This window comes from Prevotella sp. tc2-28 (assembly GCF_900107705.1).
Classification (GTDB): domain Bacteria; phylum Bacteroidota; class Bacteroidia; order Bacteroidales; family Bacteroidaceae; genus Prevotella.
In genome coordinates this window covers 68,120-93,385 of the sequence record NZ_FNRE01000008.1, presented here as the reverse complement: position 1 = coordinate 93,385, position 25,266 = coordinate 68,120, and the positions used below count along the sequence as shown (strand labels likewise).

Genomic DNA, 25,266 nt, shown 5'->3' with positions numbered 1-25,266 from the left:
AAATATCTAAATGACCAAATAAAATACTTAAAAAATGCATAATTCCAATATTTTGCATTACCTTTGTGCAAATTTTCAACCGATTAATAATAAGGGATTATGGTAAATCTTTTCGTTCCAGGGCGTTTGTGCCTTTTTGGGGAACATACAGACTGGGCGGGCCACTACCGCACCATGAATGCGGACATCATGCCAGGTGCCTCTATCGTGACAGGAATAGAGCAAGGTATCTATGCTGAGGTGGAAAAATCGTCTATCTTTGAGATGTACAGTGATGCCCCTGAGATATCCCAGGAATGGAGTGACTTCTCATGCCGTATGAACGAGGCCGAGCTGAAGTCGGTGGCTAAGTCGGGTTCATTCTTCTGCTACTGTGCTGGTGTCGCCTCCTATATGCTGGAATGGTATAAGGTGGGTGGAGTTCGCATTCGCATTACCCATATGACGCTCCCGATGAAGAGCGGACTGTCTTCCTCGGCAGCCATTTGCGTGTTGGTAGCACGTGCTTTTAACCAACTGTATCAGTTGAACCTGAATACATTGGGCGAGATGAATATCGCCTATGTTGGCGAGTTGCGTACATCTTCGCGTTGCGGCCGTTTGGACCAGGCGTGTGCTTTTGGTGTAAAACCAAACCTGATGACCTTTGATGGTGATGAGATCGAGGTGAAGGCTCTAAATGTGAAGAAGACACTCCGCTGGGTGTTTGCCGACCTCTGTGCCTCGAAGGATACTATTAAGATTCTGTCAGACTTGAACAAGGCATACCCTTTTGCTTCTAATGAGGCAGAAGAGAACTTGCATAAGGCGTTGGGGGAGTGGAATCAGGAAATCGTAGAAAGAGCTATTAGCTATATGGCGGAGGGTGACGTGGAGGCCCTTGGACGGTTGATGACCGAGGCGGAAACAATGTTTGACAAATATGTAGTCCCCATGTCCCATGCGTTGGAGGCTCCTAGACTGCATCAGATACTGGAAGACGAACGCGTCAAGGCGCTATCCTATGGCGGCAAGGGCGTAGGTTCCCATGGCGACGGTAGCGTGCAGTTCTTAGCTCGCGATGCTGAGAGCCAACAGCAGTTGATTGACTACCTGAACGCTTTGGGAATGAGAGCCTATCCGCTGACCATCCATCCTGTTCATACCGTGCGCAAGGCCATCATTCCTGTTGCAGGTTTCGGCACCCGCCTTTATCCTGCTACCCGTGCTCTGAAGAAAGATTTCTTTCCAATCCCCTGTCCTGACGGCATGGTACGTCCAGTCATTTTGATTTTGTTGGAGGAGTTGGTACGGAGTGGGATAGAGGAAATCTGTCTCGTGCTCGGTTCAGAGGAGGAACGCCTTCTGTATACAGAATTCTTCGAACGTCCTCTTTCTGAGGAACATCTTCATAAGTTGAATACTGAGGCCCAAGATTACGAGAACCGCATTCTTGCTATCGGTAAGCGTTTGCGTTATGTCTACCAACACGAAAAACGTGGTTTCGGTCATGCCGTATATCAAGCTGCTGAGTTTGCCAACAATGAACCGGTATTACTACTGTTGGGCGACACGCTTTACCGTACGCGTACCAATAAGTCTTGTGCTTTGCAGATGATAGAGGAGTACGAACGCTATAACCAGTTAATGGTTAGCATTCATCCTGTGCCGTTGGCCGAAGTTAGCCATTATGGTATTCTAAGTGGTGTATGGGAAGACAAGGAACGCACCATTCTTAACGTATCAGTGATGCACGAGAAACCCAAGGCAAGTTATGCTGAAGAGTTCCTGGGTGTGCGCAATGCCGAAGGACAGCGTGAGTACTATAGCGTTTTCGGACAGTACATCCTGACTCCAGACGTCTTTGTACAATTGGAAACTGATATTCAAAATGCCGATGCCGAGGGCGATAACACTCGGGAGATAGAACTGACCTCAGCCCTTGAGGCTGTGCGAAAGAAGAGCGGTATGATGGGCATCCGCCTGCAAGGTGATATGTATGATATGGGAAATCCCAAAGCACTACGCCGTTGCGTAGAGGAATTCGCTATTTGACGTCTTCCTCTGCGCGACGGAGCAGATATTTTCCATAGTCATTTTTGGCCATCGGCTCGGCCAGTTTCTTGAGTTGTTCTTTGTCTATCCATCCCCGTTTGAAGGCTATCTCCTCCAGACAGGCAACCTTTAGACCCTGACGTTTCTCAATGACTTCAATAAAAGTGGAAGCCTCAGACAGAGAGTCGTGTGTGCCTGTATCGAGCCATGCAAATCCTCGTTGCAGGGTTTGTACCAGCAGGTTCTTTTGGTGCAGATATTCCTGGTTGACTGTGGTAATCTCCAGCTCACCACGGGGACTGGGTTTGATGTTCTTGGCAATCTCCACCACACTATTGGGATAGAAGTATAGTCCGACGACGGCATAGTTTGACTTGGGCTTTGCGGGTTTTTCCTCAATGCTAAGGCAGTTGCCATCCTTGTCGAATTCTGCCACGCCATAGCGCTCAGGGTCGTTAACGTAGTAGCCGAATACGGTGGCTTGTCCGTTCTCTTCAGCATTGGCTACAGCTTGTTTCAGCATACCTGTGAATCCACCCCCATAGAAGATGTTGTCGCCAAGAACCAGGCAGACACAGTCTTCACCGATAAAGTCCTCGCCAATAATAAATGCTTGGGCCAGTCCGTCGGGACTGGGCTGTTCAGCATATTCAAAACGAACACCTAAGTCAGAACCATCACCTAACAGACGCTTGAAACCTGGCAGGTCATAAGGCGTTGAGATGATGAGGATCTCACGGATACCAGCCAACATCAGTGTAGAGATGGGGTAATAAATCATGGGTTTGTCAAAAATAGGAATAAGCTGTTTTGACACACCTTTTGTGATAGGGTAGAGGCGTGTTCCACTGCCTCCTGCAAGTACGATGCCTTTCATTTTATGTTGTTTTATTGTATTTTCGTTGCAAAGATAGAAAATAATTATTAATTATCAATTGTCTATTACCAATTATTTTGTATCTTTGCACGCAAAAATGGATAAAACAGTTTAATAATGAGTATCATAAGCAAGCTATTCGGAAAGAAGGGGGATGAAAAAAAAACTGGCGGCATGGAGGACTTCATGACGCTCATTCGTGTATATTTTCAGGCTGTTATGGCAGCAGACCTAGGCATTACTAATTTGGCGGCATTGCCCGATCTGCGTGTGTTCAAGGCTACGCTGAAGGTGCCTACACAGAACAATCGACTTGGGTTGGCTGAGAAGTCACGCTGTAAGAAGATGTTGAAGGAACTCTATGGTATGGATGACAATTTTACCAAGGAGATAGACGCCAGTATCCATAAGCGCTGCAAAAAAGTGCAGGACGTACAAACTTATATGTACCAGTTCTCTGGCTTCACTCAAGATTTGATGATGCTTACAGGCAATCTGATGAAGTTTAAGTTGCGGCTACCCGGATTTTTCAAAAGTGCCATATTTACGATGACGCAGAAGACCGTCAACGACATCTATCATAAAAATGATTTCAATGATCCGGGGGTTATGAAGACCGTTGTTGCTATCCGACAATATTCCCAGAAATTGGGATTCACTCAGGAATGGACCACCAATTTCGTCTATAAGGTTGTTATGTTGGCAAAAAAAGAACCGAGCTCAAAAGAATAATAGTCGGAGGACATGATTGGCAGGCTGAAGTATTAAAAAAACTTAATCTTTGGTCTTCCATCTTTCATTTTTCATTCGATTATGCTACCTTTGTAGAATAAAGTGAAGAGTATGACTGCTAATGAGAAAACTTTAGCGAACTTTGAAACTCGCTTGCGGCAGATGATTCTCCGTTTCCAAGAACTGAAAAAGGAGAATGCTCGTTTGTGTGTATCGTTAGAAAACAGCAAGAAGGAAATCGCTTCGCTGAGTGAAAAGTTGGAACAACAGCAGAACGACTACAATTCGCTTAAGATGGCTAAGATGATCGAGATTACTGACGGCAATCTGACTAATGCCAAAGACCGATTGTCAAAGCTGATACGAGACGTCAATAAGTGCATTGCAATCCTCAGTGACGAAAACCAATAAGGAGAACAAGCCATGCCGGAACAGGACAAGAATCGATTACATATCAGGCTGCACGTCTATGACGAAGAGATAGAAGTTGTCATCAATCGTGAAGATGAGGAATACTATCGCTTGGCAGCCAAACTGATTACCGAACGTTACAATGCCTACGCTCAGGCATATAAGGGACGTAAAAGTGATCATGTCATCTCGCTGATGACCCTGATAGATATCTCGCTGATGTATCAGAGAGAGCATGCTCACAACGATACCTTGCCCTATGATAATGTTCTTGCACGGCTTACTGCTGAGATAGAAAGCGCTCTTGATGAAAAGCAAAAAGCGTAAGAACATTAACTCTATATAAAATTTTTATGAATATCATTGTTGCTATTATCGCCATCGTCGCTGCCCTTGTCTTGGGTGGTGTGTGTGGCTTTTTGATTTTCCGCTTTGTCATCAAGGGAAAATATAATGAGATGGTTGATGCCGCCAAGAAAGAGGCGGAAGTTATCAAGGAAAAGAAACTGCTTGAAGTTAAGGAAAAATTCCTCAACAAGAAAAGTGAACTGGAGAAAGAAGTTCAGCAGCGCAATCAGCACATCCAGCAGAACGAGAACAAACTGAAACAGCGCGAAATCTCGCTGAACCAGCGTCAGGAAGAGTTGGGACGTCGCAAGAATGAGCTCGACAACCAGCAGAACCGCATAGACAACGAGAAAAAATTGCTTTCACTGAAACAAGAAGAGCTTGAAAAAATGCAGATGCAGGAGCGTGCTAAACTCGAAGAACTTTCGGGACTCTCTGCTGAAGAAGCTAAGGCACGTTTAGTCGAGTCGCTCAAGGATGAAGCCAAGACAGATGCGCAGGCCTATATCAACGAGATTATGGACGAGGCAAAGCTCAACGCCAATGCACAGGCTAAGAAGATCGTTATCCAGACCATTCAGCGCGTAGCCACAGAAACTGCTGTGGAGAACTCTGTCAGCGTCTTCCATATCGATAATGACGATGTCAAAGGTCGTGTCATTGGACGTGAAGGACGTAACATTCGCGCATTGGAAGCTGCTTGTGGTGTTGAAATCGTCGTCGATGATACTCCTGAGGCAATTGTTATCTCAGCCTTTGACCCCGTGCGTCGTGAGACTTGTCGATTGGCACTCCATCAGTTGGTGGCTGACGGACGTATACATCCTGCACGCATTGAGGAAGTTGTTGCTAAGGTGAAGAAACAGTTGGAGAACGAGATTATAGAAACAGGAAAACGAACAGCTATTGACCTCGGTATCCACGGTTTGCATCCTGAGCTCATCCGTATCATCGGTAAAATGAAATATCGCTCTTCTTACGGCCAGAACCTCTTGCAGCATGCACGAGAGACCGCAAACCTTTGTGCTGTCATGGCAGCCGAATTAGGTTTGAATCCCAAGAAAGCTAAGCGTGCCGGTTTGTTGCACGATATCGGTAAGGTTCCTGATGAGGATACTGATGATCCACACGCAATCTATGGTGCCAAAATTGCGGAGAAATACAAAGAAAAACCCGATATCTGCAATGCCATCGGTGCACACCACGACGAGATGGAGATGCAAACACTTCTCGCGCCCATCGTACAGATTTGTGATGCTATCTCAGGTGCCCGTCCTGGTGCCCGTCGTGAGATAGTTGAGGCCTACATCAAGCGTCTGAATGACTTGGAGGCTATTGCGATGAGTTATCCCGGGGTTACCAAGACCTATGCTATTCAAGCAGGTCGTGAACTTCGTGTCATCGTCGGTGCTGACAAAATGGATGATGCAGAGACCGAAGCACTCAGTGGACAGATTGCATCGAAGATTCAGAATGAGATGACTTATCCTGGACAGGTGAAGATTACAGTCATCCGCGAGACCCGCTCAGTGGCATACGCAAAGTAATTCGCATTGCGGTGATTCCATAAAGAGAGACTTCAGAAATGGAGTCTCTCTACACTTTAACAAAAGTGTTCTTCAATAACTAAAATAGACTAACGTAATATTCAATAACAAAAAATCTATTATGATAAGATTCAAAAACAGATTGAAACTGATGGATGTGAGTGTTACCAGTGTGGCAGCTATGCTCTCGGTAGGTGTTATGCTTTATGGTGTTGCCCATTTCGGACTGGAAGTGGCGTGGTTTGAACTCCTCCTCAACTTGTTTTATATCGCTTGTCTAGTCATGACAGGGTTGTACTTTTTCAATCGTCTCAAGCCAGACCAGTTCAACTACTGGTGCTCTCTATGTCTGGGAGTGACTATTCTGCTACGCGACATCCTTTTTGCCCCCGAACTAATCAGTTACCCACTCCGCCTGACATGCCTCACCCTTTCAGTGTGGCTTCTCATGACACTTACCTATTTTTATTCACGTAAGGATTGGAAAAGTTATACCAAGCGTAATCTTTGGATGATTTTTGTCATTGATATGGTAATTGCTTTGTTGTACCACTATGACATCTATTATCTGGAGCCTATTGACGAATACACAGACTATCTGCTTACGGAAATCTGGATACGCCCTACCATCACTTATGGACTTGTGGCCTGTTTTATATCGGAAACATAAAAGCTGTTAAAAGCATTTAAAAATCCACAAAACAGCATTTGGCAGGTGTCAGTGAAAATGTTATTTTGTTGATTTTGCTTATCTTTGCATATTATCATAATTTACTACTAACTTTATGTCACAACTAGAACCACTTATTGCAGACCTTGCACTCATTCTCATCTGTGCTGGTGTCATGACGCTCCTTTTCAAGAGCTTCAAGCAGCCCATTGTGTTAGGTTATATCGTAGCGGGATTCCTCGCCTCGCCGAACATGCCTTACATGCCCAGCGTGACCGACATGCATGGCGTCCACCTCTGGAGTGAGATAGGTGTCATTTTCTTGTTGTTTGCCCTCGGCTTGGAGTTCTCGTTCAAGAAAATCCTGAAAATGGGTGCAGCACCGATTATAGCTGCTATTGCCATTATCCTTGGGATGATGTATGTTGGAGCCCTTACTGGTCATTTGTTCGGGTGGAGCGAGATGGACTGTATCTATCTGGGTGGCATGCTCGCCATGTCGTCGACTACGATTATTTTCAAGGCCTTTGACGATATGGGATTGAGAAACGAGCGCTTCGCCGGTCTAGTGCTCAGTGTGTTGATTATCGAAGATATTTTGGCTATTGTCTTGATGGTGATGCTTTCGACCCTGGCTGTCAGCAAGGAGTTTGAAGGCACACAGATGCTAGCCTCTATCCTTCAACTGGGATTCTTCCTGATTCTTTGGTTTGTGGTGGGGCTCTATGCCATTCCGCTGTTCTTACGTAAGGTGAAGCCGCTGCTGAACGAAGAGACGCTGCTCATCATAGCACTCGCTTTCTGTTTCGGTATGGTGGTATTTGCCTCTGCTGTAGGTTTCTCTGCAGCATTTGGCGCTTTCGTCATGGGCAGCATCCTTTCAGAGACAACGGAGGGAGAACATATAGAACACCTGGTCTCGCCAGTCAAGAACCTTTTTGGTGCTATTTTCTTCGTATCCGTTGGCATGATGGTCAATGTGTCACTCATCATCGAGTATATCGTACCTATCATTTGCATTGTTGTCGCCATCATGTTGGGACAAACCATTCTTAGCACAGGCGGTTTCCTGTTGTCAGGTCAGTCGCTGAAGACCTCCATGAAATGCTCGTTCTCCCTAACACAGATTGGTGAGTTTGCCTTTATCCTTGCCACATTGGGAACGTCGTTGCATGTCACCAGCGATTTTCTCTATCCCATTGTCGTCGCCGTATCAGTCTTCACGACTTTTACGACACCTTATATGATTCGTTTGGCAGAACCAGCCTACCATATGGTGGTACGTATCTTACCGGAGCGGTGGTTGGAGAAGCTGGAACGTGATACGACCGAAGAAACAGAAGAGCCAGAGACCAATGAGATGCGTCAACTATGGCGTGAAGAGTTCAAGCGCTATGTGTTCATCTTGCTGATAAATAGCGTGCTTTGCGTAGCGGTTATTGCCCTTATGTATTATTATGGTGCACCCCTGATTTTGAAACTGCTTCCTGATCCATGGTCAGGTATTGTCATTGCCTTTGTCACACTCTCTATTTGCTCACCTTTCTTATGGTCGCTGATGCGTAGGGGTGGCAATAGTGCCAACGTCAATAAACTGTGGTATGAAGGAGGTAGCGTCGAGCGCGTAAAACTCTGGGCCTTTGGCATTCTCCGTTTAGCCATTGCTGCAGCCTTCATTGCTTTTATTGTTGGTAATTCGCTGCCTAGGAGTGGCATGATGGGCATTTTTGCTGTTATCGTCATTTCTTTTTATATCTTCCTTTCCCCCATATCAGAGAAACGAAGCAATAATATGACCAAGATTTTTACTGATAATTTGAACGAACGAGAATAGACTATTACTTAATGAAATAACAAATAACAACATGAAAAAGAAAAGTATTTTGCAGTTGACAGTAGCCGTCGCTACGGTAGCGGTAAGTTTCACCGCTTGCGGCATAGACGTGCCCAAGGAGACGAAATCATCGTTTGAAACGATGACAGTGAAGAAATCGGACATTGAATTACCATACAAGTTCAGTGCCAAGATGAAAGGTCAGAACGATGTGACAGTTACACCGCAGGTCAGCGGTCAGCTGATGAAGATTTGCGTGACAGAAGGTCAGCAGGTCAAGAAGGGTCAGGCGCTCTTTATCATTGACTCACGCAACGCTCAACTGGAACTGGAGGCTGCACAGGCCAACCTGCAGGCAGCCCTGGCTCAGGAGAACTCTGCCAAGCTGGAGTACGAGTCAAACAAGAACCTGTTTGAGAAGAAAATCGTAAGCAGCTATATGCTCAACAACTCTGAGAACTCCTACAAGCAAGCCCAGGCTTCAGTGGCCCAGGCCAGATCAGCGGTGAACCGTGCGAAGGTGAACCTCGGTTTCTGCACCATCACGGCAACCGTACCCGGTATTATCGGTGAAATTCCCGTGCGTGTCGGTGACCAGGTATCGCCTATGACACAGCTGACCATGCTGAGTGGCAATACGACGATGTACGCAGAGTTCTCAGTAACTGAGGCTATTGTCGAAGCCATGGTGAAGGAAGGCATGAAAGCCGGCGAGGTAGAGAAGTATATCGCTAATCTTCCCCCCGCCACGTTTGTGATGAAGAACGGTACGGAATATCCGCACAAAGGCCGCGTGATCAGCTTGACAGGTGTCGTGAATTCAGAGACGGGCTCGCTGACCAGCAAGGTGTCGTTCCCCAACCCCGACGGTCATCTGTACTCTGGTATTCAAGGCACTATCGTCATGCCTTTCGCAGAGAAGTCGGTTATCGTAGTTCCGCAGTATGCCGTGGTACGTCTGCAGGACAAGGCGCAGGTCTATAAGGTTAAGGCCGACAGCACGGCAACGGCTATCGAAGTGACTACAGAAGACACTGGCAACGGCAAGGACTTTATCGTGACAAGCGGTCTGAAAGAGGGCGACCAGATTGTGACTACTGGTGCCAATAATGTAACAGAGGGCCAGAAGGTGCTGTTTTCTGAAGAAGAAGTGAAAGGTGAATAATACGCTTCCGCATTATGAAGAACAATATATTTATTAATAAGTACGTGATGGCGTGTGCCATCTCGATAGTGATAGCGCTGGTGGGCTACATCTCCATGAGCACGCTGCCAGTAGAGCAATATCCCGACATTGCACCGCCTACGGTCAATGTCAGCACCAGCTACACTGGTGCTGACGAGAACACAGTGATGAAATCGGTCATCCAGCCGCTGGAGGAGGCCATCAATGGCGTGAATGATATGACCTATATGACCTCAAAAGCCTCGTCGAATGGTGATGTGGAAATCAACGTCTATTTCAAGCAGGGTACCGACCCCGACATGGCAACGGTAAATGTGCAGAACCGTGTCACCCGTGCACAGGCCCTGTTGCCTGCTGACGTGAACAAGGTCGGTGTGAAGGTGGAAAAGCGACAGAACAACATCCTGCGCATCTTCGCTGTGAAGAGTGCCGACGGCAAGTACGACGAAGACTTCGTGTCGAACTATATCGATATCAACATCAAGCCGAAACTGATGCGTGTCACGGGTGTAGGTAATGTACTGAGCTTAGGTAACACGTACGCCCTGCGCATCTGGCTGAAGCCCGACGTGATGGCACAGTACGGACTGACGCCTAATGACGTCTTCGCCGCCATCGGTGGACAGAGCTTCGTGGCTGGTGTGGGTTCCTTGGGTGAACAGTCGGAGAACTCCTACCAGTACTCTATGCAGTACAAGGGTACGCTGAAGACCATCGAGGAGTTCAACAACATCGTACTGCGTACCAGTGGCGGCGGTATGCTGCACCTGAGTGATGTAGCAGAGGTGAAGATTGGTGCTATGAGCTACAACTTCACATCGAACATCCAGGACAAGCCGGGTGCTATCTGCATGGTGTTCGCGGCTCCAGGTGCTAATGCCACTCAGGTGAATGCAAGCATCAATAAGGTTTTTGAGGAGATGAAGGCAACGATGCCTGCCGGACTGGAGTTCGTGACTTTGATGACCAGCGATGACTTTTTGTTCGCTGCTATCCACAATGTGGTGGAGACGCTTGTCATCGCCATCATTCTGGTGGTACTCGTGGTGTTCTTCTTCCTACAGAACCTGAAAGCCACCATCATTCCTTCTATTTCGATTGTCGTGTCGCTGTTGGGCACCTTTGCCGTCGTGTCAATATGCGGTTTCTCGCTCAACATTCTGACGCTGTTCGCTCTGGTGCTGGCCATCGGTACGGTGGTGGACGATGCCATCGTGGTGGTGGAGGCCGTTATGGCAAAGATGGAGAATGGTATCAGCGATGCCCGTGAGGCTACTCGTCAGGCCATGAACGAGGTGTCGGTTGCTGTTGTATCATGTACTTTGGTATTCATGGCGGTGTTCATCCCCGTGACCTTCATGCCAGGTACCTCGGGTACGTTCTTCACTCAGTTTGGTATCACCATTGCCTCGTCCGTAGGTCTGTCGTGCATATCGGCCCTGACGCTGTGTCCAGCCCTCTGTGCCATCATGATGCGCGTGACAGAAGGCAAGAAGGAAGGCAAGAGCCTGACCTATTATACCAAGAAAGCGTATGAAGTCAGCTATAGCGCTATCTATAATAAATACAGTAAGGCTGTCCAAAAGTTCATCAAGCGCCCCATCCTGGCATGGAGCTTCCTGGCGCTGGCTGCCGTGCTGCTGGTGTTCTTCATGAAGAGCCTGCCTTCAGGTCTCGTTCCTCAGGAGGACCAGGGCGTGTTCTTGGTTGAGATACAAGCTCCAGAAGGCTCTACACTGAAGCAGACCCGTGAGATGGCGAAAGCCGTTGAGGCTAAGGTGAAGAAGATTCCCGAACTGGAGAGTTTCGCCTTAGTCTGTGGTTATGGTATGATTTCGGGCGCCGGTTCCAACTATGGTACGATGGTGGTACGTCTGAAGAACTGGGATGAGCGTCCTGGCATGAACCATCTGCTGACGCTCGTCATGTACCGTTTCTACTTTGACTGCCAAGATATCAAGAACTTGCGGGTGATTCCGTTCGAGATGCCTCAGATTCCAGGCTATGGTACCAGTAACGACATTATGCTCATGGTAGAAGATCCCACAGATGGTAACCTGTCGGAGTTTGCCAAGCATACTGAGCACTTCTTGGCCAAACTGGCAGAACGCCCGGAGATAGCTACTGCCATGTCGACGTACTCTGAGCGCTTCCCGAAGTATCAGGTCAATGTCGATGCCGCCCAGTGCGACCGCGCCGGTGTGACACCTGAAGCCGTACTCAACACGCTAGGTTCTTATTGCGGTGGTGCGTATATCGGTAACTTCAACCAGTTTGGTAAGGTCTACCGCATCATGGCTGCTTCGTCACCCGAGTATCGTCTCGATCCGCAGTCGCTGCAAAACATCTTCATGCAGGTGAAAGGTGGCAAGATGACTCCCATCTCCCAGTTCGTCACCTTGAAGCAGATTGTCGGCCCGTCCAATATCGAGCACTTCAACCTGTTCCAGAGCATCACCTGTATCGTGAAACCCGGCAGTGGATACACCGAGGGCGACGCTCATCAGGCCATAGCCGAGGTGTTCGAGAAGGAGATGCCAAAAACTGCCACCTACGAGTATAGCGGTATGTCGCGCGAGGTGGAGGAGACTTCCGGCTCTAACGCCACGGCGCTCATCTACGTCATTTGTGCCATCCTGATCTACCTCATCCTGGCTTCTCTGTATAACTCGTGGTTCACTCCGTGGGCCGTGTTGTTCAGCGTACCGTTCGGTCTGATGGGTGCCTTTGTATTTGCCTATCTGGGCTATACACAAGGATTGCCAGGCATGGACAACAACATCTACCTGCAGACGGGTGTCATCATGCTGATTGGTCTGTTGTCGAAGACCGCCATCCTGATTACCGAGTTTGCCACAGACCGTCGCAAGCAAGGACTGAGCATTTCCGAGGCAGCCTTCGAGGCTTGTAAGGAGCGTCTGCGTCCTATCCTGATGACGGTGGCCACGATGATTATTGGTATGATACCCCTTGTTATCGAGGGTGGTGCCGGTGCCAATGGTAACCGCGCCCTTGCCCTGGGTGTCATTGGTGGTATGAGCATTGGCACCGTTGCCCTGCTCTTCGTCGTACCGGCATTCTTTATCGTGTTCCAGAACCTGCATGAGAAATTCCAGGGGAATCCTCAAAAACTAACTAATACAGAAGAAAATGAAGATGAATAGATTATTGGTTTTGAGCGGTATGCTCCTTGTCATGGGAGCAAACAGCATAAAGGCTCAGATGGACGAAAGGTTCAATGACGGTAAGATACCATACGGATGGTATGCCGATGGTTGGACAGTAAAGGACAATGCCGCTCAGAAAGGCTCATCCTCTGGAGGCTTTGACATGAAACAGATGATGGGTGGAAGCGATGAAGGCTTTGCCTATCTGATGACTCCTCCGTTGAAAGTCGCCAGCGGCGAGAACCTGGTGTTCTCTGCCAAGAAAGGTGGAGGAGGAATGGATTCCTTCATGGGAAGCAAGGACTCTACCTTTGTCGTAGAGCGTACCATCTATGGTCAGCACAAGTGGATACAGGTGGCCGACTTTACCACCGAGGTGACCTCTGACTACCAGACCTTCACCATCTCGGGCACAGAGGCCGGTGAATACCGCTTCCGTTTCCGTTCCGCCAGTACGGTTATGATTGACAGCGTCGCAGGCTTCACGATTGATATGGATGCCCCCGACGTTCTCGTCATAGATACCGTTGGTGGTAACAAGGGTGCGGTGAAGATGATAGACTTCAGCCTTTGCAAGTCAGATGCCGTTAGGCAAGTGCTGGTGGTGAACACCGCTACGGGTAAGCTGAAGGTTAACAACAGCATGTCGGATGCCAATAAGTTCTCTTTCAGCAAGTCAACGATGGAGATTGCGGCAGGCGACTCGCTGGATGTCAACATAAAGTTCACCTTCGCTGCAGGCCAGCCAGGCAAGAACGAGGCCCTCGCTACCCTGAAGCCTACTGACAGCCGTGTGGAGAACTATGAGTTCATGACCTATGCCATCATTACCGAGCCCAACGTATGGGTGGAGGACTTCAACGCTGACGAGGCCCCCAAGTCTTGGATAGTAGAAGGATGGAAGGTCGGCCATGGCGTGGCAACAGTCGCTGAGCCCAGTGGCACTGGTATGTTTGGAGGCTCGGCATTCTACCTGACCACACCCCCTGTGACGGTGGAAAGCAACACACAAGCCCTGCTGTTCTCCGTGAAGGACGGCGATGCCGGCGGTGGCATGGGTGGCATGGGTGGCATGATGGGCGGTGGCGGCAATGGTCCTACCATCACCATGGAGAAGTCAGTCTATGGCAGTGACAAGTGGGAACAGGTAAAGATCATCAGCGACATCGACTCCGTGTATAGCGTGCAGTGGATTTCCGGCATTGAACCTGGCGACTATCGCTTCCGTTTCGTTTCAGCTGACAGTGTTGTTATCGACTCTGTTGCAGGCTTCAAGATCAAGGAGAATGCCCCTGACGTGCACGTCTATCATCATGGCAAGTCGACGAACTACGTGTTCTACGGACAATGCAAGGAGAACGTCAAGGAGACCTTCAAGATCTATAACTCAGGAACCGGTCCTGTTGTCGTTAACGTCAGCTCTACCGACGAGAAGGTGTTCAGCGTCAAGACTGGCACCATCGACGTACCGGCTTCCGACAGCGTCTTCGTGGATGTCGAGTTCGTTTACGAATCCGCTGCCTATGGCGAGAATAATTCCCTGCTGATATTTGCTCCAGCCAGCGAAGTGCTGCAGGCGAAGTCCGTGGCTGTCAGAGCCTATAAGATTAGTGACCAGGCATGGTCGGAAGACTTCGAAACCCCATATGTCGTGGAGGACGAGTCTGTTCCCCGCGAGTTGCCCGAGGGATGGGAATCTACCGGATGGAAGGTTACCAAGCCCAGCGGCGGCATGATGGAAATGTTTGGTGGCGGTGGTGAGCCCAAGACATGGATGGCCACTACCGAATCAAAAGAATACGAACTCATTACCCCGCGTCTGCAAGCCGTTCAGGGCGATGTCCTCAAGTTCGATGTTGATATCGACATGATGAGCAATATGGCAGGTGCATTCGATGGCAGTAGCGACCCCGCTGTGCTCTTTGTGTACTATCGTCGTGACGTTGATAAGGAATGGACTCTTTACAATTATTACGCACAGTCCGGAACCGTTTATTTCAAGGCTCCCTATACAGGAGTCTATCGTTTGAAGTTCCAGGGAACCGGTTCGCTCGACAACTTCCTCGGCCTGAAGTACCCCGATGAGCCAGTGAAGATATCTGAAAATGCAGATAATCATGAAATCTTGGATGAATATAATGGTAAGGTGGTCAATATCGACTTCGACCGTGAGCTGTCGGCAGAACAGAACGTGGATGGCACATGGAAGAGCAGAGCATACACCCTCAGCCTGCCTTACGACTTCAACTTCTCTGCTTACTATCCCAAGGAGCAGGTAGGCGTTTACAAGCTCAGCTTCGTGGATAATTTCTACAACGAGTTCATCTTCAGCAAGACCGATGGCAATGTTGCTGCAGGTCAGCCTTGCCTGGTAGTTGTCAACTACGGCAATATCAGTCTGAACGCTATTCAGACAACTGTCACCAACCAGTCTAAGAGCAGCGATGTTTACGCTTATGGCAACGAGTCAGAACCTTCCGTTGTAGGAACATGGCAAGGTCTCTTCAGCAATGCCTCAAGCGATGACGAGAGACTGACCAATGCTTTCGTCATGGATACTGATGGTCACTGGAAGCCACTGCCAACAGGCATGTACCTTAATTCGTTCCATGCCTTCATGAAGATGAACGAGGCAACAGAAAAGACCGACTTTACCCCGATGGTACGTCAGAGCATCAATAGTGCAAATGCTCCAAAGCGTGCGCTTGGTGTTGATGCCTTCGAACACGACGGTCTGGTGAAGTTCCCTGCTGACCTTTATGCAGGTGATATGGTACAGGGCGGTGGTACGACAGGCATCGCAACCATCCGCACCATCGATACCGACGGCAGCAACCGCTACTACGACCTGCAGGGTCGTCAGCTCAATGGCAAACCCAACAAGGGCGTTTATATTCTCAATGGTAAGAAATACAGCAAGTAAGATATGAAAAGAATGCTCAACTGGGCCATTGCCCTGATTCTGATAAGCGGCTCTTCCTTGCTGGTGGGGTGTGCTGTTGCGGATGATCCGTATAATCCCGAGGCAGACAGGAACCGCGACATGCTGGCCACGCATTTCAAGGCTGACGCCTCCGTGCTGGCTGACAATCTGAACTTCGACGCCATCACGCTGTCTTCCCAGACAACGTTGCAACTGTTGGCGCTGATGAACAAGAGCCGTACTTTCAAGGAGGATGTCAAGAAGATGATAGCGCTTCTGACCATTCAGAACCTTACCGACCGGACAAACTCCCATGGGCTGCGTATCATCTTTGACGAGAAGGGAAATTACCAGGTCGGTCCTTCCGAAGGCATGGTGTTTATCTTCCCCGCCACCGTCGACGGATATGGGAAAATGCTCTATAAGCTGTCCATGGCCAGCAACAGGAACTTTAATGAAGTCCCTGAACTGCTCCGTGTGACGTTAAGTTGCATGTATCAGGACAAGGAGGTCGTCCTCAACAGTTCGGTGGCTTCCGTCAAGATGACTTCCGACTTTCCGGGCATGGCGGCCATCACCCTGGGCACGTTCAGCTTCGAGAGCAAGATAGACTACTTCCTGCCCGATGCCAAGGACGCCGCCAAGGCCAGCACCATCGACATCGTAGGCTCCAGGGAGTCTGATGGCAATGTCAACTTCCAGTTAGGCTATGTGCAGAACAAGTTGAATATCCTGGATGCGAACATGAACATTCCCCTGCCTGCCGATTATGTCATCAAGTCGATACGCGGCATGATGGAAACGGTCAACAGCATAACAGTCAGCTCCAGCATCCTTGACGACCTGTACGTCACGGGCAACATCAAGGGCGACATGCAGATTGCTTGCGGCAAGGATGGCAGTGCCATTCCCATGAAGTTCGTCGATGTGCAGGAAGGCGAGACCACGCTTAAGATGCCGGCTTTCGCCCTTGACTACTCGTCGGACTACACGCTGCTGAAAGACATCGTGGATGCCGACACCTATGCACAGCTCATGAATCTCTACCAACAGACTGCTTCGCGGATAAGCGTCACCTCGACAGACTATGCCGACCTGCTGACCATGCTGCTGCAGATTCTTCCCATCGCTACCACTAACTAATTTTTCAGAATGATGTATATGAATTTCAAGAAAGTCGTAGCCGCAGCCACCGTGAGTATGATGCTCACGGGCTGCGGAATATATAACAAGTATGAGCAGAAGGTGGAGGCACCTGCCAATGCCTTCGGTGCTGATGCCGGCATGCTGGGCAGTACTGCTGCCCAGGGTGAGGGCACGCTGGCGCAAATGTCGTGGCGTGAGTTCTTCACTGACCCGATGCTCCAACAACTTATCGAACAGGTGCTGGCAAACAATACTGACCTCAACTCTGCCCGCATCGCCGTTGAGAAGAGCCAGGCCTCGCTGACTGCTGCCCGCATGGCTTATCTGCCAGCGCTCAGCTTGGCCCCACAGGGCACGCTCAGCAGTTTCGACAAGAGCGCTGCCGTGAAGACCTACAACCTACCGCTGCAGTTGTCGATGGATATCGATGTCTTTGGTTCCATCACCAACAAGAAGCGTGCTGCCAAGGCCGTTCTCCTGCAGGCTCAGCTGCGTCAGGATGCCGTGCGCGCCAATCTTGTCTCCGTCACTGCCCAGCAGTATTTCCTGCTGCAAGTGCTCGACCGCCAGTTGGAAATCCTCCTGCAAACCGACAGCTTGTGGAACAAGTCGCTCGAGACCGAGCAGGCTCTCTGGGAGAATGGCAAGGCCTACAGCACTGCTGTCAACCAGATGGAGGCATCCTACCTGAGTGTGAAGACGCAGATTGTGGACACGCGCCGCAATATCCGTGCCGTCGAGAATGCCATCTGCAAGCTGCTTGCCGTCAGTCCGCAGCACATCAGTCGTCAGAAGTGGGGCAGTTCCATGCTCCATCATGCAGAAGCCATGGGTGATGTCGAACAGCGCATGTTCGATACCAAGTACCTGAGGATTGGCGTGCCAGCCCAGATGCTGGAGAACCGTCCCGACATCCGTATGGCCAACCATGCCATGGAGGAGGCTTTCTACAACACGGCAGCCGCCCGCTCGGCCTTCTATCCAAGTATCACGCTCAACGGTTCTGCCGGATGGACTAACTCAGCCGGCGGAATGGTCGTTGACCCAGGTAAGATGCTGCTCACTGCCATGGCCCAGCTCACACAGCCCATCTTCGCCCGCGGCAAGCTCATTGCCAACAAGAAGATCGCCCAGTTGACTGAGGAAGACCTTCAGAAGAAGTATGTGCAGACCGTCATCAATGCCGGCAACGAGGTGAACGAGGCAATGGCCGACTGCATGGCTGCACGTGACAAGCACGCCTATTTCCGTCGTCAGGTGGAGGTGCTCCACGAGGCATACACTGGTACCCACGAGTTGATGGACAACGGCAAGGCCAGCTACCTGGAAGTGCTCAAGGCACAGGAGTCGCTGCTCGATGCCCAGCTGGGTGCTGCTATGAATATGTATGATGCTGCCCAGGCTGTTATCGAACTGTACATCGCTCTGGGCGGTGGTTCCAAATAATACGACAAACTCAAAGAACTAATCAATGAAACATGTAATCTGTGTACACACGGCGATGGCTCTGGTGGAGCCGTTGACCAAACTTTTTGCCGAACTCATGCCCGAGGTGAACGTGAATCATATCGCTGATTCGTCGCTCATCAAGGAGGTCATTGCCAACAACGAGGTGACGCCTGCCGTGCGCCGCCGTCTGCAGGCCTATTACAATGCCGCTGCCGATGCCGGAGCCGACGTGGTGTTCAACACCTGTTCCAGCGTGGGCGACGTGGCAGACTACGGCAACCAGTATGCCCGCATTCCCGTGTTCCGCATCGACCAGCCGATGGCTGCTGAGGCTGTGGCTAAGTATGACCGTATCGGTGTCATCTCCACACTGCCCACTACGCTCGATCCCACCTGTCGACTACTTCAGAACGAGGCCCGTAAGGCGGGTAGGGCAGTGACGCTTGTCGAGGGACTGGCTGATGGTGCCTTTGCCGCTGGACAGAGTGGAGATGGTGAGACGCACGACCGGCTGATTGCTGAGGCTGCAGGCCGTATCGCATCGCAAGTGGATGCCTTCGTGCTGGCTCAAGGTTCCATGGCGCGAATGGAACAGCGGCTCTCTGAACTGACGGGCAAACCCGTGCTCTCGAGTCCCGTTCTGGGTGTCAAGGGATTGCGTAAGTTCCTGGGCTTATGAAACGTAAGAATATCATCCTGACCATGCTCGTTATCCTGGGCATGGTCACTTTTTTAGACCGCATCAACATCAGCGTGGCAGGGTCGAGCATCATGCACGACCTCAACCTGTCGCCCTCTGAATGGGGATGGGTGCAGAGTGCCTTCATCCTCTCCTATGGCCTGTTACAGATACCGATGGGTGCGCTCGGCGACCGCTTCGGACACCGTAAGATACTGGCAGCTATCGTGCTGTGGTGGTCTGCCTTCACCGCCTTCACAGGCTTGGCAGGCGGACTGGCTTCGCTGTTGGTCATTCGCTTCATGTTCGGCATCGGCGAGGCAGGCTCGTCACCCTGTACAACGGGTGTCATCAGCCGCTGGTTCGAGAAGGGCGAGGTGGGCAAGGCACAGGGCTATGTGTGGGCAGCCTCTCGCATGGGCGGTGCGCTGACCCCCTTTGTGGTCATCCCCGTCATGATGTCCGTTGGCTGGCGTGCTGCATTCTATCTCTTAGGTGCTCTGGGTGTGGTCTGGTCCGTTGTGTGGTATTGGTATTATAGACCCACCCCCCAGCTCCTCCCTGCGAGTGAGGGGAGTAGTTGCTCTGAGAAAGAAGAATCGGTGCCGAAACCATCTGCACCCCTCCATACAGGGAGGGGTTGGGGGTGGGTCTCTTCTCCTCAGTTCTGGCTCATCTGCGGCATGTATTTCTTCTATGCCTTCGGCTCCTGGTTCTTCTTCTCCTGGTTCCCCACGTTCATGGAACTGGGGCGCGGCTTCGACAAGTCGGAGCTGACCTATGCCGTCGCCGTTCCGTTCATCATGAGCATGATAGGAAACATTGCTGGAGGTCACCTGACCGACCGGCTGACGCGCCGCTATGGCATCAAGGTGGGTCGCAAGGCACTCGGCTCCACGTCACTCACCGTGTCAGCCGTCTGCATGTTCCTTGCCGCCTTCATTCCGGGCAAGATGGCGGTCTTCGTGTTCCTCTCCCTCTGCTTTGGCATCTTCGACCTCATGCTGCCCTCCGCCTGGGCACTCTGCATCGACCTGGGCAAGCGCCATGCCGGCACCATCAGTGGCGCCATGAACACCGCCGGCAACATCGGTGGCTTCTGCTGTGGCATTCTGTTTGGAGAACTCGTGCAGCAGTCGGGCAACTACAACCTGCCCCTCTATATGATTGCCGTCATGCTGATAGTCAGTGCCGTGCTGTTCGCCTTCATCAATCCTGAGAAACCGATTATTAAAGAGGAGTAAACTTATCGACCATAAGAAAGAGCTTCCGCGTTGATTCGGAAGCTCTTTTTCGATTTACCGTTTAAAATTACACCGTCTCCGATTCCCCGAGGGGCGCACTGCGAAGTGAATCCAGACGACGCTACGCTTCTGCTCTATCAGCAGCTCGTCGAAGTCCTCGCGGCTCATATCGCTGATGTCGAGCAAGATGGCAGCGTAGCGCAATGCCTGTTCCATCCCGATGCAACGGATATCCACCGCGCACCCCGTCAGGTGGTTCGACGTAGGCACACCACCTACCGCTTTGTTCACCGCTTCCGAGCGGAATCCCGAGTTGATGATAATCGGGTCATCACCATCGCCGTACTTGTCGTTCCACCGCTTCCGCAGACATTCCAGCCATCGGCACACCCGTTTTAAGTTCTCTACTTGTGCCTCATTCGGCACGTTCTCTATTCCCGTATTTGTTTTGCAAAGCTCAGCGAGCGAAAAATGCTCGCTGAGTTTCATTAATTTTTCACTGTTCACAACTTCAATTCTTTTAAATCTGTATAATCTGCGTAATCTGCGGTTTATTTTTTCAATTTTTCAATTTTTCAATTCTTAAACTTCTACACCATTACATCCTTGATCACTTTCCTGTACTTTCCCTGTTTCACACGTTCTACGAACCCGTGCATCATCCAGCGTTGACATTGTTTGTGAGCTGCAGCATTCTCCAAATCCAGCATACTCATTACTTCCTTCACCCCAAAGGTTTCAGGCAGACTTTTGTATGCTTCTGCATTCTTGGTATTCCTGCGTCTGGGGACATATTCACGTGCCGCATTGTCCCAGGAGTCCTGCAACATCTGTCCAAAAAAGTGGTCCTGGAAGTAAATGACGGCATCGTAGATGAGTGTCGAGAACTTCAAGTCGTCGTCCGTCACCTCCAGCTTTCCTGTATTCTTGAACGTGTCATACTCACGAGCCAGGATGCGCGGAATGGTCAGCCAGGTGGCATAGAACACCGCACGTTTTCTCAGATAGTCCAGCACGTGGTCGTCAGCAGCCTCCGCCTCTTGCGCACTGAGCTCGCAGAGGTCATACACATGGTCCGTCAGTCGCTGCAAGGGCAGTTCGCCATGCAACTGTTCAAACTTAAATCCCCACAACTTCATGGCCTCATTGGCCTGCCAGTCCACCACCTTCTTCTTCACCATCTGGTATCGTGCCGTTTCCATCGGGAAGATGGCTACACGACTGCACAGTCCGTCGTTGATGTTCCGGGGTGTGAACTTCTTGTAGAGGCTGATCTGCGTACCCGTGGTCACCGAGTTCCAGTAGATGGGCAGGATGTCGTTGATGGAGTCGTTGTTGGCATAGTCAACACCGCTCAGCTCATTATGAAACGCCTTCAGTTCCAGGTCGTGCTTGCCAATCCATGAGCCACCGCTCTGTGCCGTGATACTGGAGTCCAGCTCCGAGTCGAACATATACAGGTGCAGGTTCAGCAGTTCTCCGTTCACTTCCTCCTTCGCCCTTTTCAGTCGTCGGAAGAAGATGTTGTTCGACGTCTTCGTAGGCAGGTATCTGATCATACCGTCAGGCTCCACCAGTGCGTCCTGCTTCTGCGCCTTCGACGAAGTGCCACGCTTCTTCTGTTCCTGCTTGTAGCGAGTCTCCTGGGCGCGCACCTCCTCGTCCTTCGCCCTCATGGAACTCATGATCTGGTCGTCCAGATCCTTGGCAAACGACTTTCCCGAGGCAGGGTCACCGATAATCAGCACCTGCGGGTTCATGCGCTGTCGTGCACCGTTGAAGTGCTCATACCAGCATCGTGTCAGCAGGGTGCAGTACATGGCTCCAGCAGCCATCACAGCCCCCAGCCGGTTATGTCGGCTCACACCTCTACAGGCTTCGGCATAAGGAGCGCTAAGGAGAGGTTCCAGCCTTTCAGCGAACTGCTCGTAAGGGATGTCAACCGTTGCCACAGGTCGCTCAGCTGTTGCTGACTGGCCGAGTTGTACACCTGCACTTTCAAGCACCCCTTGCATCCTTTTCGGGATGTCCTTGTACATTCTTCGCTCACAAGCCGTATCAGCAACTGCCCTGACCTCTTCTTCTCCTCGCTCACGGATGATGTCTTGCACAAATCCACACCGTTTAAGGGCCCTACACACCATCTCCGGCTGGTTATCGCAGATATACCTAAGGTCGAGAGCCAGTTGCAGCATGGTTCGGTGGCGATCTCCCACGGCAGGCGCACCACCTTGCGCGGTCTGCCACGCTTCACAGATTTTTCCATATTCAATTCCATGATACTTTAGTTCAACATCTTCGTTCCCGTTCCCGTTCCCGTTCCCGTTAACGTTCCCGTTCCCGTTAAGGTTAGGGTTAAGGTTAGGGTTAACGTTCCCGTTCCCGTTCCCGTTAACGTTCCCGTTCCCGTTAGTCTTCCCCTGCCGATAAGCCTCGCAATACTTCTTGTCAAATTCTTCATCATAATAGTTTAATAGTTCTTCTTCGTTCAAATAATACACATCCTCACGCATGGGAGCGTACGAGATTCTTGATGCGTCGATGCAGCTCAGGTCGGGCGTCACGCCCAGTTCCTTGGCCAGTGCCAATTGGTTATCGGCAATGTTGCCAATCTCCTTTCTGGCCTTGCACACCAGTCGCAATCCGTGACCCGATGACGTCACATGAGCAAACACCACCTCCCAGGGAAATCCCTCTTGCTGTGTCCGTTCGAAAATCTCACGCGGGTTATCCACATGGTCCACGTCGAACATGAACAGGCCACTCAGATGGATGCCTTGCAGCACCCTGCGTTTCATCTTCTTCTCAGGATCCTTTTTCATGGGCGTTTCGTCGAAGTCACGTGCCCCGAAAATCAGGCATGGCAACGACTCCTTCAGACTGTTAGCCCATCGAGCCAGTTTCTCCTCGTCCGTGAGACTCTTGAAGGCGTCACCCGTCTTTTTCTTTCCTGCTTCCTTAAGGCAGAATTTCTGAAAGTCGGCGTTCGATGCCCATAGCTTGATAGCCTCAGGTAGCCTGACCTTGCGTATTGTTTCTATTTTCCACTTTACCAGTGGCGAGTCCAGTACCTCATGAAATTTCTCCCGAGTGCCGGGCACTGCGGGAGAAAAATATTGGTTGTCTTGAATACAAAACATACTTGACTATTGGTTGTTAGCACAGGGGTTGCAGGTCAGTAATATAGAAGGTGTTTTCGTGTCGGTCGTTGTTGTCGCCCCATGTGCGGTGCTTCCAGAAGCCCTTCACGATGTATGGCATGTTCTGTGCATACTGTGTATCACGGTTCTTAGAGGCCAACTCGCCAGTCATCTCACCATAGAAGATGTCACCTCCACGTCTCATTGTTACCCCACGACTCTTGAAATACTCTGTCGTTCCGTCTTGTCTCTGATATTGGCGCTCAGCGTATGCGCCTACCGCTTGAATAGTTACTAATGTTTCCATAGCTTTTCTGTGTGTTTTTAAATAATTATTGGTTATTGTTTAATGATGTTCATGATAAAGTCGCGCCCTTTCGCTGTCCATACCAGTCGCGACACCGTGCGGCGTCGACCGTTACGACCGTGAATAACAACGCTGCGGTTCTCCGTCAGCCCTTGATTCATGAATTTGCGTGTCGGCATCCACTGGCCTTTCGCCCACTGGATGATGCCCAGGTCGCAGAGGAACGAGTTAAGGTCGCGCCCTTCCAGTCCGAAAGGCTTGCCAATCTCGGAAGGTGTGTAGCAGTCGTCGCTTCGCTGGTTCAGCTCGTCCAGCTCCTCGCCGATGATGTCGTCGGCCTCGTCCAGGATCTCCTCCTCGGTGCATCCCAGCAGGGCAATAGAACCCTTCGGACGCTCTATCTGGCTCCAGCGTGCCTTCCAGCGTTCCCACTCCAGTGCCTCGCGCTGATCCATCTCCAACTCCTGCCATCTCAACACCAGTCTTGCGCGTGCCTCGTCGTTGAACTTGGTGGCAATGTATAAGCACTCCGTCTTGGTCAGTGAGTAGCAGGGTCGCATCTGTCCGTTGGCGTCTTCGTAAGACCCGAGCTGAAATTTCAGCCCGGCTGTTTTCTCCCACGCAGGCTCCATGTTTCTGATGGCCTGCATCACGTTCTTGTGTTGCTTGCCTGTGAGCTCGGCAATCTCCAGTGAGGTCATGCGCTGCACAGCGGCATTGTCTTCGATGTTGTTGTTCTTCTTAATCAAACTGATTGTAATTGCTTTCTGTTTCATGATTTTAATTGTTGTTTTAAAGATTAATAAATGTACGCACGCATATTTACTTGCGCACGTATGTGTTATTGGTAAAAAGTGTGTTCACCATGGTACACAATTATTATTCCGCCAGCTCCATCTGTCGTTTTCGTTGTTCCAGTATGTCAAAGATCGCGTGAGCCGAATGCAAAGTGAAAACTCGTTTTCAAACTTTGCTGAGGCGAAACCGATTTTCGAGCGAAGCTCAAAGATCGCTTGTGATTGATTCACACTGCAAAATTAGGCACAAAAAAGTAGTCTTTGAAAGAAAAAAAACAGTAGTTTAAAAGGCGTAAACCATTATAAACTACTTGAAACTTTTATAAACCGAAACCGTAAACTTTCAGCTTCGGAAACCTCATAAAAAGGCATAAAAAAAGAGAGTCAATCGACTCTCTTACACCAGTTCTGTCGGCTTTTCGTATATAGCCCCGCTTCGTATAGTATTTCCCAGAGCACGCCCTTCCTGCTGTAGCCGTAATCGGAAATCCGCTTGTCCTTCACCCACCTGTTTACCAGGTCGGTAATATCGCCAGGCTTCATACCCGTGATTTCTTTCAAGAACAGTTTCACATCCTCTTCGTTGTTATAGAAGATAGGCTTCAGTTTCTCTATCAGTTCGCCATCATCCCGAACTACCTCCGCCTCCCGCACTTCCTGTTGCTTCCAGTCACTCTGCTGGCCTGGCACGTTATACTGTATGAACTTAATCATCACGCTGCCTGCCTGATGCACATGCTTGTCGCCCCTGATATATTCCTTCGTATCACCCATC

Annotated in this window: 20 protein-coding genes; 14 read left to right on the top strand and 6 right to left on the bottom strand. The window is 50.2% G+C overall.

Features of this window, described 5'->3' with window-relative positions; translation table 11 throughout:
- The first annotated feature begins 99 nt into the window (after nucleotides 1-99).
- On the top strand, nucleotides 100-2,034 hold the full coding sequence (locus BLU47_RS08540; protein ID WP_091961214.1) for a sugar phosphate nucleotidyltransferase: 1,935 nt from the start codon (nucleotides 100-102) through the stop codon (nucleotides 2,032-2,034).
- Here BLU47_RS08540 and rfbA read toward each other — a convergent pair.
- Nucleotides 2,027-2,911, bottom strand: coding sequence for a glucose-1-phosphate thymidylyltransferase RfbA (gene rfbA, locus BLU47_RS08535; protein ID WP_091961212.1), 885 nt, complete (start codon nucleotides 2,909-2,911; stop codon nucleotides 2,027-2,029). The genes BLU47_RS08540 and rfbA overlap by 8 nt on opposite strands.
- A 117-nt stretch (nucleotides 2,912-3,028) precedes the next feature.
- Between rfbA and BLU47_RS08530 the strand changes: the two genes are divergently transcribed.
- The 13 genes from BLU47_RS08530 (at nucleotide 3,029) to BLU47_RS08470 (ending at nucleotide 20,247) form a co-directional block, all read left to right on the top strand.
- On the top strand, nucleotides 3,029-3,643 hold the full coding sequence (locus BLU47_RS08530; RefSeq protein ID WP_091961209.1) for a hypothetical protein: 615 nt from the start codon (nucleotides 3,029-3,031) through the stop codon (nucleotides 3,641-3,643).
- A 111-nt stretch (nucleotides 3,644-3,754) separates the two neighbouring features.
- Complete coding sequence (locus BLU47_RS08525; RefSeq protein ID WP_091961206.1) at nucleotides 3,755-4,054, top strand: hypothetical protein; 300 nt, start codon at nucleotides 3,755-3,757, stop codon at nucleotides 4,052-4,054.
- Between the two features lie 12 nt (nucleotides 4,055-4,066).
- Complete coding sequence (locus tag BLU47_RS08520; RefSeq protein WP_091961205.1) at nucleotides 4,067-4,381, top strand: cell division protein ZapA; 315 nt, start codon at nucleotides 4,067-4,069, stop codon at nucleotides 4,379-4,381.
- 26 nt (nucleotides 4,382-4,407) lie between these two features.
- Nucleotides 4,408-5,949, top strand: coding sequence for a ribonuclease Y (rny, locus tag BLU47_RS08515; protein ID WP_091961202.1), 1,542 nt, complete (start codon nucleotides 4,408-4,410; stop codon nucleotides 5,947-5,949).
- Nucleotides 5,950-6,070: 121 nt separating this feature from the next.
- The gene (locus BLU47_RS08510) at nucleotides 6,071-6,619 is read left to right on the top strand and encodes a hypothetical protein (RefSeq protein ID WP_091961200.1); all 549 of its coding nucleotides are present in this window, start codon (nucleotides 6,071-6,073) and stop codon (nucleotides 6,617-6,619) included.
- A gap of 115 nt (nucleotides 6,620-6,734) precedes the next feature.
- Entirely contained in the window at nucleotides 6,735-8,453 is a 1,719-nt protein-coding gene (locus tag BLU47_RS08505; RefSeq protein ID WP_091961197.1) for a cation:proton antiporter, read from the top strand.
- Nucleotides 8,454-8,484: 31 nt separating this feature from the next.
- Entirely contained in the window at nucleotides 8,485-9,618 is a 1,134-nt protein-coding gene (locus tag BLU47_RS08500) for an efflux RND transporter periplasmic adaptor subunit (RefSeq protein ID WP_091961194.1), read from the top strand.
- 14 nt (nucleotides 9,619-9,632) lie between these two features.
- Nucleotides 9,633-12,803, top strand: coding sequence for an efflux RND transporter permease subunit (locus BLU47_RS08495; RefSeq protein WP_091961191.1), 3,171 nt, complete (start codon nucleotides 9,633-9,635; stop codon nucleotides 12,801-12,803).
- Entirely contained in the window at nucleotides 12,796-15,729 is a 2,934-nt protein-coding gene (locus tag BLU47_RS08490) for a hypothetical protein (protein ID WP_143025512.1), read from the top strand. Before BLU47_RS08495 ends, BLU47_RS08490 begins: the two co-directional genes overlap by 8 nt.
- A 3-nt stretch (nucleotides 15,730-15,732) precedes the next feature.
- On the top strand, nucleotides 15,733-16,872 hold the full coding sequence (locus BLU47_RS08485; protein WP_143025511.1) for a hypothetical protein: 1,140 nt from the start codon (nucleotides 15,733-15,735) through the stop codon (nucleotides 16,870-16,872).
- An 18-nt stretch (nucleotides 16,873-16,890) separates the two neighbouring features.
- The gene (locus BLU47_RS08480) at nucleotides 16,891-18,321 is read left to right on the top strand and encodes a TolC family protein (RefSeq protein ID WP_176780515.1); all 1,431 of its coding nucleotides are present in this window, start codon (nucleotides 16,891-16,893) and stop codon (nucleotides 18,319-18,321) included.
- A gap of 25 nt (nucleotides 18,322-18,346) precedes the next feature.
- A complete protein-coding gene (locus BLU47_RS08475; RefSeq protein ID WP_091961180.1) occupies nucleotides 18,347-19,003 on the top strand; it encodes an aspartate/glutamate racemase family protein in 657 nt (218 codons plus the stop codon).
- Entirely contained in the window at nucleotides 19,000-20,247 is a 1,248-nt protein-coding gene (locus tag BLU47_RS08470) for an MFS transporter (RefSeq protein WP_091961177.1), read from the top strand. The genes BLU47_RS08475 and BLU47_RS08470 overlap by 4 nt, the downstream gene beginning before the upstream one ends.
- 54 nt (nucleotides 20,248-20,301) lie before the next feature.
- Here the strand turns inward: BLU47_RS08470 and BLU47_RS08465 are convergent, their stop codons facing one another.
- From BLU47_RS08465 to BLU47_RS08445, 5 genes are all read right to left on the bottom strand, one after another.
- Nucleotides 20,302-20,736 (bottom strand): D-Ala-D-Ala carboxypeptidase family metallohydrolase, encoded by a 435-nt coding sequence (locus tag BLU47_RS08465; protein WP_091961174.1) that lies wholly within the window; start codon nucleotides 20,734-20,736, stop codon nucleotides 20,302-20,304.
- 101 nt (nucleotides 20,737-20,837) lie between these two features.
- Nucleotides 20,838-23,387, bottom strand: coding sequence for a BT4734/BF3469 family protein (locus BLU47_RS08460; RefSeq protein ID WP_091961172.1), 2,550 nt, complete (start codon nucleotides 23,385-23,387; stop codon nucleotides 20,838-20,840).
- A gap of 16 nt (nucleotides 23,388-23,403) precedes the next feature.
- The gene (locus BLU47_RS14550; protein ID WP_143025510.1) at nucleotides 23,404-23,694 is read right to left on the bottom strand and encodes a hypothetical protein; all 291 of its coding nucleotides are present in this window, start codon (nucleotides 23,692-23,694) and stop codon (nucleotides 23,404-23,406) included.
- Nucleotides 23,695-23,726: 32 nt separating this feature from the next.
- Nucleotides 23,727-24,470, bottom strand: a complete 744-nt coding sequence (locus tag BLU47_RS08450) for a phage regulatory protein/antirepressor Ant (protein WP_091961166.1) — start codon at nucleotides 24,468-24,470, stop codon at nucleotides 23,727-23,729.
- A 405-nt stretch (nucleotides 24,471-24,875) separates the two neighbouring features.
- Nucleotides 24,876-25,265 (bottom strand): hypothetical protein, encoded by a 390-nt coding sequence (locus BLU47_RS08445; protein WP_091961162.1) that lies wholly within the window; start codon nucleotides 25,263-25,265, stop codon nucleotides 24,876-24,878.
- Nucleotide 25,266 lies beyond the last annotated feature (1 nt).